This is a genomic window from Ralstonia sp. 25mfcol4.1 (genome assembly GCF_900104095.1).
Taxonomy (GTDB): domain Bacteria; phylum Pseudomonadota; class Gammaproteobacteria; order Burkholderiales; family Burkholderiaceae; genus Cupriavidus.
In genome coordinates, this window is sequence record NZ_FNJO01000004.1 from 420,989 (window position 1) to 432,339 (window position 11,351).

Annotated in this window: 9 protein-coding genes; 4 read left to right on the plus strand and 5 right to left on the minus strand. The window is 60.8% G+C overall.

The window, feature by feature from the left end; all coding sequences use genetic code 11:
• Positions 1 to 19: 19 nt before the first annotated feature.
• Positions 20 to 493, minus strand: coding sequence for a hypothetical protein (locus BLQ58_RS10390; RefSeq protein ID WP_029051095.1), 474 nt, complete (start codon positions 491 to 493; stop codon positions 20 to 22).
• Positions 494 to 1,107: 614 nt separating this feature from the next.
• Complete coding sequence (locus BLQ58_RS10395; protein ID WP_029051094.1) at positions 1,108 to 2,466, minus strand: NCS2 family permease; 1,359 nt, start codon at positions 2,464 to 2,466, stop codon at positions 1,108 to 1,110.
• A 312-nt stretch (positions 2,467 to 2,778) separates the two neighbouring features.
• On the opposite strand from BLQ58_RS10395, the gene BLQ58_RS10400 reads away from it, so the two are divergent.
• Together BLQ58_RS10400 and BLQ58_RS10405 are read left to right on the plus strand one after the other, a co-directional pair.
• Positions 2,779 to 2,982: a cold-shock protein gene (locus BLQ58_RS10400; protein WP_029051093.1), complete on the plus strand. Its 204-nt coding sequence runs from the start codon at positions 2,779 to 2,781 to the stop codon at positions 2,980 to 2,982.
• Between the two features lie 1,605 nt (positions 2,983 to 4,587).
• Positions 4,588 to 5,682: a replication protein RepA gene (locus BLQ58_RS10405; protein ID WP_029051092.1), complete on the plus strand. Its 1,095-nt coding sequence runs from the start codon at positions 4,588 to 4,590 to the stop codon at positions 5,680 to 5,682.
• Positions 5,683 to 5,827: 145 nt separating this feature from the next.
• Here the strand turns inward: BLQ58_RS10405 and BLQ58_RS10410 are convergent, their stop codons facing one another.
• Positions 5,828 to 6,031: a cold-shock protein gene (locus BLQ58_RS10410; RefSeq protein WP_006159056.1), complete on the minus strand. Its 204-nt coding sequence runs from the start codon at positions 6,029 to 6,031 to the stop codon at positions 5,828 to 5,830.
• A gap of 416 nt (positions 6,032 to 6,447) precedes the next feature.
• Between BLQ58_RS10410 and BLQ58_RS10415 the strand changes: the two genes are divergently transcribed.
• Both BLQ58_RS10415 and BLQ58_RS10420 read left to right on the plus strand, forming a co-directional pair.
• The gene (locus BLQ58_RS10415) at positions 6,448 to 7,104 is read left to right on the plus strand and encodes an AAA family ATPase (RefSeq protein ID WP_092597291.1); all 657 of its coding nucleotides are present in this window, start codon (positions 6,448 to 6,450) and stop codon (positions 7,102 to 7,104) included.
• A 5-nt stretch (positions 7,105 to 7,109) separates the two neighbouring features.
• Positions 7,110 to 8,126 carry a ParB/RepB/Spo0J family partition protein gene (locus tag BLQ58_RS10420; protein ID WP_092597294.1) on the plus strand — a complete coding sequence of 339 codons (1,017 nt, stop codon included), beginning with the start codon at positions 7,110 to 7,112 and terminating at the stop codon, positions 8,124 to 8,126.
• Between the two features lie 2 nt (positions 8,127 to 8,128).
• Here BLQ58_RS10420 and BLQ58_RS10425 read toward each other — a convergent pair whose 3' ends face one another.
• Positions 8,129 to 9,757 carry a phage integrase family protein gene (locus tag BLQ58_RS10425; protein WP_092597297.1) on the minus strand — a complete coding sequence of 543 codons (1,629 nt, stop codon included), beginning with the start codon at positions 9,755 to 9,757 and terminating at the stop codon, positions 8,129 to 8,131.
• A 1,096-nt stretch (positions 9,758 to 10,853) separates the two neighbouring features.
• Positions 10,854 to 11,351: isochorismatase family protein (locus tag BLQ58_RS10430; protein WP_092595484.1), on the minus strand; the 498-nt coding region annotated here is incomplete at its 5' end.

Sequence of the window (11,351 nt, forward strand, 5' to 3'; positions counted from 1 at the left end):
GCGCGCAACGTCTGTGGGATCACGGCGTGGACAAACTGCGTGATGGGTCTTCGAGCACGCTGGCACGATCGCCGGCCGCGCACAGTTCGTCGCGGATGCGTCGGCGCACCATGTCTTTCTCGCGCATGAGCTCGATGCTGGGCGACTCCGGTTTCTGGCCCGAATACTGGTAGTACAGCGCCTTGTACGTCAGCTGGCTCAGGATCCATTCCTGCAACAGCAGGCGCTGCCGGCATAGTTCGTTGGCCAGCAGACGATGGCGCTGCAACAGCCCGTCGACTGCGGCGCGCGTGCGCGGCGAGATTTCGTGGTCTTCGGCGAGCACGGTGGCGACGTCGGTGATGGCGTAGTCCTCGTGCCCTGCATCGCTCCCTTCATGCAGCGCGATTCCTGCGGAGGCTTCTCCCAGGGCTTTCCATTTGCCATGCGCCGGCTGGCTGCCAGGCTGGCTGATGGGCCCGATGGCGGGACGCCGGATTTCTCCTGCGGTCATGATCTGTTCCCCGTTGAACAACATCCCCCGGCACTACACGTTCGCGTTTACCACTTTCTGTTCTGGATTTGAGCTGTTTTGTCTGGTGCACGTGTATGCCGCGCACTCTTTCTTTCGTGGTGGCGAAGCCGTCCTGCGAGGACGGTCTCATGATCGGCTGGCCCCTTTCTGGTGCTACCGGCGGGCCTCGCCGCTTGCCGTTCGGTGCGGTCGATGCTCGTCGACGGCCCCCGGATCCCGGAGTCAACAAAGGGCGCTCTTGCGCGCCCTCAAATTTTTGCCACGCCTCTAGTTCAGTGCATTTCACCCCTTTTGTCCAGCCCGGAATGTTGGCTTTCAGCCAAGTCTCATACTTTTGTATGAGACTTGGAAGCGGCATTTCAACACGCTCGCTAGGTTAATGAGTGCTTACATTCTCCGCAGAAACGGGTACGCCGTGGCGTTACCACACGTCCGTTTGATACGCAGAAACGGGTACGCGTACATTCACCGGCCACGTCGGATGTCATCGTTTTCATTTTGAACGTGGAAAAACCGCGCCAGCCAATGAAAAAGGGATGGCGTTCCCGCCATCCCCACTTGTTTCATGAAACCTTCGCGCGTTGCCGAGCCGGTCAATGCCCAGGCAGATAGTAGAACTTGAACAGGAACACCGCGGCGATGATCCATGCCATCACCGGGACGTCCCTGGCGCGGCCCGTCAGCAGCTTCAGTACGGCATACGAGATAAAGCCAAAGGCCACGCCGTTGGCCACCGAGTAGGTGAACGGCATGGCAAGCGCGGTCAGGACCGCGGGCACCACTTCGGTGACATCGCTCCAGTCGATGTCGACCAGCTCGCGCAACATCAGGCACGACACGTACAGCAACGCCGGGGCGGTGGCATAGGCCGGGACCGTGCCGGCCAGTGGCGCAATGAACAGGCACGCCAGGAACAGCACGGCCACGGTGACCGCGGTCAGGCCGGTGCGGCCGCCCGCCTGCACGCCCGAGGCGCTTTCGATATAGGCAGTGGTCGAAGACGTGCCCAGCAGCGAACCCGCCATGATCGCGGTGCTGTCAGCCATCAGGGCCTTGTTCAGGCGGTCCATCTTACCGGCCTTGAGCAGCCCTGCACGGTTGGCCACACCCATCAGCGTGCCGGTGGCGTCGAACAGTTCCACCAGGAAAAACACCAGCACGACGTTGATGATGCCGATCGACAGCGCGGCGGAGATATCGAGCTTGAACAGCGTGGGCGAAATCGACGGCGGCGCCGACACCACACCGTGGAACTGGTTGCCCGCGAAAATGAAGCTGAGGACCGTGGTCAGCAGGATGCCGATCAGGATGGCGCCCTTCACCTTGAGCCGGTCCAGCGCCACGATCGCAAAGAAGCCAATGATGGCCAGCACGGCCTGCGGCTGGTGCAGGTCGCCGATCGTAACCAGCGTTGCGGGATTGCCGGTAATGATGCCCGCACTGTGCAATGCGATGATGGCAAGGAACAGGCCGATACCGGCGGTGATGGCGCCACGGATGGCGAGAGGAATGCCCTTGACGATGGCTTCGCGCACGCGGAACAGCGTCACCACCAGGAACAGGCAGCCCGAAATGAACACGGCCCCCAGCGCAGCCTGCCAGGGCAGGCCCATACCTTTGACCACGGTATAGGCAAAGTAGGCGTTCAATCCCATGCCAGGCGCCATGGCAATCGGGTAGTTGGCATAGAAGCCCATGATCAGGGTGCCGATGGCGGCAGCCAGGCAAGTGGCCACGAAGACGGCATCCTTCGGCACGCCGGCATCGCCCAGGATGCTCGGGTTCACGAAGATGATGTAGGCCATCGTCAGGAACGTGGTGACGCCGGCCAGCACTTCGGTGCGCACATTGGTGTTGTGTTCGCGCAGGCGGAAGATGCGCTCTACGAGGCTCGCTGAGGAGGAAGCGGCGGATGGATGGCTTGGCCGCGGGGCCTGTTCAGGGGTAGACATGGTGTCTCCAGATGCTCCAGCGACGCGTGCCACGAGCGTCACCAGGTGCCGTGTTGACCCGACAATGCGGAAAAGGCGGGATCATCCCACAAGCCGCCAGGCGCATCCAGCCCACGCCGGGGAATTCCCTGCCTTGACGAGATCGGCATTCCCCCGTATAAATCTCCGCTAGATTCAAGCGACGAGGCAACAGTTCATTCGTTAGCCAACGTCTTGGTACTTCGGTTGTCCATGGTGTCCTTTCCTTGAGTTGGCAATACGGTGGTGTGCGCACCATCGGTTTCTTTTTTATTTTTTTTGGAAAGCAATACCATGCAAACCGGTATCGTAAAGTGGTTCAACGACGCCAAGGGCTTCGGTTTCATCAAGCCGGACGCCGGCGGTGACGATCTGTTCGCGCACTTCTCGGAAGTTCGCGCCGAGGGCTTCAAGTCGCTGCAAGAAAACCAACGCGTGTCGTTCGAAGTCAAGAACGGCCCGAAGGGTCTGCAAGCGGCTAACATCACCCCGATGTAAGTCCGGCTGCACGCGCGCTTCGGCGTGCGTCGCACCAAAAAACCCGCCATCGGCGGGTTTTTTTTCGTCCGTTCGCAGCGGCCTGTCAGGGCCGCTTTGCCGATATGGCGTACCCGCCATAGGCGCTTCCCCTCTTGCCTCCCTCGCGAGAACGCGGGCTTTCTCCCCCCGCCGCGTCTCGAAAATGCTCCGTATTGTTCTGGCGCGCTCCAGGCGACTCGATTCGCAGAAATGGGTACGCCTTTCGTAAGTGTGCTGGTCTGCCGTCGCAGAAACGGGTACGCAAGTCGGACCCGCCCACGCAGAAACGGGTACGGCGCATCCGCCACCGCAGGTTGATTGTCACCTGATTACAACAGGTTTGTGCAACGCAGAAATAGGTACGCTTTTACGTTCCGCAGTCGCCGGCCGCGTGCGGCGCGGGCAGTTATCCAGCCTAATGTTTGAGCAACGTGGTTTTCCCCGCAGAATTTGGTTCGCCCGTCCAGCTGGGCATGTATACATGGTTTGGGCGTCGGCGCCGCGCAGAAACGGGTACGGTTTTCGGGTATCGCCGGACGCAGAAATGGGTACGCCCCTGGCGTGGAAGCCTGGCCCGACCGTCCATCCGCGTTCGGCCAGTGACGCCATGCTACGCAGAAACAGGTACGCGAGGTGGCGCGGCATGCTTCATCGGCAATGCGCAAAGTGTGGGCTGGCTCCACGTATACGTCTTGATGTAGCGGCAGCGCATAGGCGCTGTCGCCGTATCCCGATGCTGCCGGCTCGCAGAAACGGGTACGGCCGGGTTGAAACGATCCGCTTTTCGGAACGCAGAAATGGGTACGCTTCGGCGGATGGTGGGCCTGTAGGGTGACGTCCGCAGATTTGGGTACGCCGCAGAAACGGGTTCGGCGAGGCGTTGTTGGGTCCTCCAACCGTGTATACGCAGAATCTGGTTCGTTTTTGGATCGTCCGGGCGCAGAAACGGGTACGTAAGGCGGCTCCGGTTTGGCGTGCGGCCACCAAGGCGTACCTGATTCTGCGGGGATAAGGCACCGAATCGACCCCAGTAAGGCCTGTGACTGCCGTTTCTAGCCAGGCCGCGCAGAAACGGGTACGCTTTGGCCTCGGATTTCTGTGGAAAAGCCTGTGGGATCAGTGACTTATCCCCGCAGATTCCGGTACGGCGTTTTCGCTGAAACGGGTTCGGTTGGCCGCAGATTCGGGTTCGGGCCTACGCAGAAACGAGTACGGCATGCCGCAGAAACGGGTACAGAGATGCTCAAAAAGCGCTTTGCAATCAAGGGCGTTGGCGCTCCGTATACGGTTTACGAGTAGTTAACCCGTATCGGTATCGTTTACTTGTAGTGGATAAGCAGCCAACCGTGGACAACCCTGCCGGGTTGCCCACCGTACGGCCGCCATCTCATCAGTCGCCGGATACCCCGCCTTCAACACAGCCGGCTTGCAGGACAAGCCACGAGCTGCCGAACCGGCGCAGCTTCCGACTCGCTGTGGACGGCAAACGGCATCGTCGCCAGATAAACGCGTATACGTACCCGTTTCTGCGTGACAACGTATACGTGATCGCGTAAAAAGGCGGGTAATCCGAAGCCCATCAATATGTCGATCAAACGCTCTATGGCCTCCGAGGGAGAACGTGCCGTCCTGGAATCGGACGCGGAACCGTCCCGCATCATCATTCCCGGGAACGAGAACATCCTCGCGCCGTCCGAGAAATTCCAGCGTCTTTTCGACGAAGCCCAGGCCATGGAGCGCGAAGACGCGTGGCAAAGTGGCGAAGTAGGCTTCCTCAGCCGTGCCAGCGTGCAGGTGACCCTGCCGTATCGCGCGCCGAAGGGCGCGCCGCCTGTCTGGACACGCACCAGCGGGAATATCTCGCTGATGATTCAGCCTGGCTACTTCACACAGCAACGTTCCGAGCGCGCGTCGAACGGTCGGCAGAAGCTCGTTTCCGAAACCGTGTCGCTGGGGTATCCGTACGGCTCCTATCCGCGCCTGATGCTTGCCTGGATCGGCAAGGAAATCATGGCCAAGAAGAAGCGTGGCGAGTTCACCGGTACTGTGGAAGACCGTCGCATATCGCTTGGCAACTCGCTGTCGGAGTTCATGTACAACCTTGGCATTCCGATGGCCACGGGTGGCAAGCGCGGCACGATGACGCTGGTTCGCCAGCAAATGATCCGGCTGTTTTCTGCGACGATCGCCATCGTCCAGAACAAGTCTGTGCCGGTGCCGAATCAGGCACCCAACCATGAGCCACTGTCGATTGATCGGGTTGGTTACCTGCTGGCCGATCAGTTGTCGACCTGGTGGGACCCGATGCAGCCGGGGCAGGGCTCGATGTTCGAGAGCTTTGTGGTGCTGTCTGAGCCGTTCTTCAACGAACTGGTCAACCGGCCCGTGCCGGTCGATATGCGCGCCCTGAAGGCGCTAAAGCAGTCGCCGTTCGCGCTCGACGTGTATTCCTGGCTCACCTATCGTTTCTTCACGATCCAACGGCGGACGGAAATCCCGTGGGAAGCGCTGCAGATGCAGTTCGGGACCGAAACGGAGAGCGAACGAAAGTTCCGGGCGCTGTTCCGCAAGGCGCTCAAGGACGTGCTCGTTGTCTATCCTGGTGCGAAGGTCGACGCCGACTCTTCCAAGGCCCTGATCCTGCAGCCTTCGCGTACCAGCGTGCGCAAGCTCGGGTAAGCCGACAGCCAGGAGCCAGCAAGGAAGGCGTGGTACCAGCGGCGGCACGCGTCGGCTGAAAAGCAAGAAGGGCAAGCATGTGCTTGCCCTTCTTGCTTACCGGTCAGTCATCTCGACGACCGCCGGGAAACTGCAGTGGTTCACTTCAGGCCGGCTTGATTGCCGAAGCCTGCAGGCCCTTCGGGCCTTGCTTGACTTCGAACGTCACGCGCTGACCGTCCTTCAGGGTCTTGAAACCCGAGCCCTGAATCTCCGAGAAGTGGGCAAACAGGTCTGCGCCGCCATCGTCGGGAGTAATGAAGCCGAAACCCTTGGTCTCGTTGAACCACTTGACCGTACCGGTTGCCATAAGAAAGTCCTTTCGAAGCAAGTTCGTTTTACACAACGCAAACAACCGTTCAAGCACGCTGGGGTCTCGTAGATACCGAACGGAAGTCAACGAGTTGACACGACTTGACTCGACTGTAACGGGCATCATAACCACATTGTGTTGCGGTGTCATGTGCGCCCTAATGCGCACTACCTTTACTTTAGGCGGATTCTGTACCGCTTTTCAAGAAGAAGAATCCCCAAAAGTTGATATAGGCGGTTTCTCCCACCGTTGGCACTTCTCCGCACTATCGGGGTTTCAGTCCCTTTTTTGCGCTCGCTTCCAATTAATTTAAATTTTCGGAAATGGGTTGTAGCGCACTGTGGGATTGGCTAAAGTTTCGCCTTGATTGAACACCATCATTCGCGCTTTCAGCGCTGAAAGTGAGGCCCCAAGTGGCAGCAAAAATCATCACCGTTTTTAACCAGAAGGGCGGCTGCGGCAAGACCACCGTTAGCATGCATCTCGCTGGCACGTTGGGACTTCGTGGCGCACGCTCCCTGCTCGTCGACATGGACGAGCAGGGCACTGCGACCCGGTGGGCAGCCCAGGCCAGCGATGAGCGGCCCTTCCCGGCTTCTGTCATCGGACTCGCACCGTCGGGTGGCGCAATGCATCGGGAAGTGCGCAAGTTCGTGCATGACTACGACTACATTCTGGTCGACTGCCCACCGGCTGTGCATTCGGCGGCGCCCTCCAGCGCGCTGCTGATTTCGGACCTTGCGATTATTCCCGTGGTGCCGTCGCCGCCTGACTTGTGGGCCGCCGTGGCAGCCAAAACGCTGGCGCAGCATGCGCAGGTACAGAACGAGACCCTGCAGATTCGCGTCATGGCAAACATGGTCCAACGCCGCGTTTCCATCGCGCGACAGGCTATCGAGATTCTCGGCGACGACGGGGACGTGCCCCTGCTGAATTCGATGATCGGCTCGCGCTCTGCGTTTCGCGAATGCCAAGCCATCGGCTGCACGGTTCACGGGGTTCCCGGCGCGCGGGAAGCGATCCAGGAAGTCGACATGATGGTGGACGAGGTACTGTCCTTGATTGAGTAATCCGAATGGCAACAAAACTGAAAAGTCTAAAGGCCGGCATGCTCGCCGGCATGGCCGCGGAAAAGACCCGCAGCGATGCGATCGACCGGTTCGCACGTGCGGAAGCTGCCCTATCCGAGCACCCGAATGGCCTTCTGCAGAACCAGCGCCCCCCGCAGACGACGGCGACTTTCAGCGCTGAAAGTACCGTCGCCAATACGGAAGGGCGCCTGCTGATTCGCGTACCCATCGCGAACCTGCACGACAACCCATTCAACGCACGACGCATCTACGATCCTGCCGTGGTGCAGGAGCGCGCAGCGTCGATCGCCACGCACGGCCAGAAGACCCCGGGCCTGGCTGCCCCCGATCCCGCGCGGCCAGGGCAATACATCCTGATCGACGGTCACTATCGAAAGCGCGCCCTGGCCTCGGCCGGCAAGCTGGAGATGGAGTGCTTTATCGAGGACGACCTCAGCGACCTCGATTTTTACCGCCTCTCCTTCCTGCTCAACGAACAGCGATCGGATCAGTCCGCACTGGACAATGCCATTGCGTGGCGCCAGTTGCTGGATGAAGGCAAGGTTCAGAAAGAAGAAGAGATCTGTGAACTGACCGGGATGTCCGCCGGCACGGTCAACAAGACGCTGGCACTGTTGAAGCTGCCTGAATCGGTGCTTGCCGTCATGCGCGAGCGGCCCAGCGCCATCGGCATTTCGGCCGGCTACGAGCTGACCCTCTATTGCAAGATCGCTGGCGAGGATCGCACGCGCGAGCTGGCCACGCGCATCATGAACGACGGCCTGTCGAGCCGCGAGGTGGAATCGATCCGGAAACACGCGCAGGAAGGCAAGTCGCGCAAGGTCAAGGAAATCAGCCGCCAGTACAAGATTCGCACCGAGGCAGGTCAGCTGCTTGGGACGATCAAGGAATGGGATTCCGGACGAATCATGCTCGATGTCCAGCTGACGGACCGCAACGCGCGCGAAGATCTCCTGGAAGTCCTCAAGGCGCGCTTCGGTCTGGACAAGACGCTACTCTGATCTCAAAGGTTCCTGAGCTGGCGGGGTGTGAACGCCGTCGGCACATCGTCATTCGCGGCGGCGAAGCGCCGCCAACTGACGCGCAGCAGCCGCTCGAGCCCGCTGGAAGAGTAGCCCGCCGCCGTCTGAGAACGCTTCGCCCGACCCCGTTCGGTGTCAGGAAAATCAACCGGCGCGAGCAAGGCTGCATCCGGACGCTCGGCTGAAAAACTGCCGTCCCAGTCCAGCTCGCGATCGCCCCAGTGCATCAACAGCGCCTGCCAGACATCGGCGTCCAGCGAGATATTCCCCGCCCTTGCAGCACTCTTTGCCTCCAGTGCCAGATGGACAGCGGCGATCCCCGGTGCCAAATGCGCGATGCGAAGCGTAGACAGTTCGGTCACGCGTAGCCCATGCCGCGCAATCAGCAAGGCCGCGGCAAGCGCTGCGCGTTGCTGAGGCGACGGCGTATCGTTCGCAAGCCAGTCCAGGAAGCGGTCAACCGGAATCGTCGACACAGCGTGCGGTAGTGCCGACGAATTCAGCGGCGCCTCCACTACGGAGGTTTGCATCGACAAGGCGTGAGGCGGAGTCAGCGCATCGTACCCACGCCGAGGGATTGGATCGCGGAGCTGAGGGCCAAGTTTGCGCGGCACTTCGTTGTGAAGCGCCCCCAGTAGCGACCGGACAACGCGGAGGGCAGCCTCGCGGGAACTGGCACGCAACGGCCCTTCAAATGGGCGCCAATGCACCTTGTCGCGCGCGCTCGCCGGGCCGCACCAGAAGTCCGCCGGTTGGGGATCGGCCAGAAACGATTGGTAGGCCACCAGGTCCGCTGCCGCCAATGACCGAAGTGAACGGCCTCGTCGCGCGGCCCATAGCAGCAGACGTTCGGCCTCGCGCCGATAGCTCTTCCAGGTGTTCGGCGATGATTCTTTCGCCTTGAGCCAATCCTTTACCGAGCGCAGATCTTCGGCTAGTTCCCTTTCCGGGGGCGTTCCCCCGCTGTCCACGCGCATCGATTCCAATGGGACTGGGACGCGCATGCCGGGGCCCAACGCTGCTGCCGAAAGAGGCTTTCGCGCAACAAAATCATCAGGGAGGAGCACAAAATCACGCAGCTTGATATCCGACGCCGCCTGCTGTCCCGCCAGCCAGCGCACCACGGTTTCGCAGGATTTCTTGCCGATCCGGGGTACGTAACGCCACCAACTGCTGCCCCGCCGGTTGGCCAATGCCACGAGATCGGCAATGGTATGGATGTTCGCGGCCATCAGTCGTCGGGCCAGGCTGGGTCCGAACCACAGCGTCACCCGGTGCGACGGTAGCGGCCGGCCCTGACCGAGCTGCTCGATCGACGACAGCGCCTCGACCCGGCGTGACATGCCCGTGTCCGACCGGCCGCGCAGTGCCTCGAACATCTCGGCAATATCCGGGCGATTGTGCTGGAGGGCGAACTGCACCAGACGATCGCGCAGCGACAGAATGCGCTGGACGGCTTGATGCTCGGTCAAGTCGTCATCGTCATCGGGGTCCAACAGATAGCGGTTGGCGATATCGACCGGGCGCATACCCTGCGCATACGCACGCACCACCGCAAATTCGGTGCGGGTCAGCTTGGTCGCCGCCAGCGTGTCGCGATCATCGGACACGCTCGTCCTCCACATTTTGTGCTGTCACCGTCCGGTAAAGCTCAGAAATATGTCCCTGCGGGAGGCTTCCAACGGCACCCGCCGCTGGTTTGTGGCTCGGCTGTGCGCCGAACCCGCCGCATGCGTCCAAACTCTCGTAAGTGACTGATTTACAACTGAAAGTTACCATCCCCGTTCCATACCGGCCCATTCTGCACATCAAAGTGCAATGCAAATTATTTTAATGCAAGATGGTTCACATGGGGAAACTTGGCGGAATCAGGGGGGATGGCAGCATGGCGACGTGAATTCGGGGTTTGCGCCATATGGCCGAAGCTCCGGCCCCGGGGTGGACGATACCAGAGCCAAGTCGCTTCCGGCGCCTTAGTGAGTACATGCACGTCCGGCGGACGCGGTGAGAAACAACGGGGCAGGCTCTCAGGGCCCTCGGATAGCGCGCTGGGAAAGACGCGCCTGGCTCGCCCGCCCTCCGCCGATGGACTTCGGCATATCGCATGCCGCCCCCAATCCAGCGAACGAATGTGACCCGGGTTTCAACAGGGCCCTTCATTCGTGCCATGTGCGACTGGGCCGATGACAGGGGCAAGACATCGGTGGCTCAAAGCGCTTTCCTCATCTCGGACCCGCGCGTCGTCCCGGTCACTGCAAGCGCTGAGCAGCCTTATGGCGGTACTCGGCGTACAGGATGCCAGGGGCGCTCCAGCGAGAAAAACGCGTCGTTGCACCCGTCATTCTGCAGCATTGATTTAAAAGGAATTTCATACGCAGCAGTGAGTACGCTTTGTGTTCGGCGACATGGTTCGACGCGTGTGGAAGCGGATGCTGTGCGGGCCGCTCGAAACGCAATGGGCGTATACGTATACGCGTATACGCATTCCAGTACCCTCTCGCCTCCCAGATCCGCGACGATACACGGAGCCGACAAATCCCCAAAATACGCATCATTCGTTCGAATGATTTTTCACTGGCTCCAGAGCGATCACATCACTAATCCACCGAATACATTGCGTCCAACGAACACGGGCACGCGAGCGCCGCCGCGATGGGGGCTGGCGCTCGGTGCCGTGATTTGTTGGGTGTGTTGGCGGGTGGCAGATCAGTACTCGATCACCGGTGCATGCACCGGGGCGATCGACGGATGGGCACTCTGCGTGCGCTGGGCGGCCTTGTGCACCATCGTGTAGGCGTAGTCGATGCCCATGCCGTAGGCGCCCGAGTGTTCCTTCGCCAGGCCCGTCACCGCGTCGTACGTTTCCTTGTTCTTCCAGTCGCGCTGCCATTCCAGCAGCACCTGCTGCCACGTCACCGGCACCACGCCGGCCTGGATCATGCGCTGCATGGCGTAGTCGTGCGCTTCCTTGGTGGTGCCGCCCGAGGCGTCGGCCACCATGTAGATCTCGTAGTCGCCTTCGAGCATCGCGCTCAGGGCGAAGGTCGTGTTGCACACCTCGGTCCACAGACCGGCCACGACGATCTTCTTGCGGCCGTTGGCGGCCAGCGAGTCGCGCACCTTCTGGTCGTCCCACGAGTTCATCGACGTGCGTTCGAGCGTTTCCTTGCCCGGGAAGACGTCGAGCAGTTCGGGGTAGGTGTA

Bases quoted from the DNA above. Each gene is read 5' to 3' on its own strand.
- BLQ58_RS10390 (WP_029051095.1), bottom strand. From the start codon at position 493: ATGACCGCAGGAGAAATCCGGCGTCCCGCCATCGGGCCCATCAGCCAG.
- BLQ58_RS10395 (WP_029051094.1), bottom strand. From the start codon at position 2,466: ATGTCTACCCCTGAACAGGCCCCGCGGCCAAGCCATCCATCCGCCGCT.
- BLQ58_RS10400 (WP_029051093.1), top strand. From the start codon at position 2,779: ATGCAAACCGGTATCGTAAAGTGGTTCAACGACGCCAAGGGCTTCGGT.
- BLQ58_RS10405 (WP_029051092.1), top strand. From the start codon at position 4,588: ATGTCGATCAAACGCTCTATGGCCTCCGAGGGAGAACGTGCCGTCCTG.
- BLQ58_RS10410 (WP_006159056.1), bottom strand. From the start codon at position 6,031: ATGGCAACCGGTACGGTCAAGTGGTTCAACGAGACCAAGGGTTTCGGC.
- BLQ58_RS10420 (WP_092597294.1), top strand. From the start codon at position 7,110: ATGGCAACAAAACTGAAAAGTCTAAAGGCCGGCATGCTCGCCGGCATG.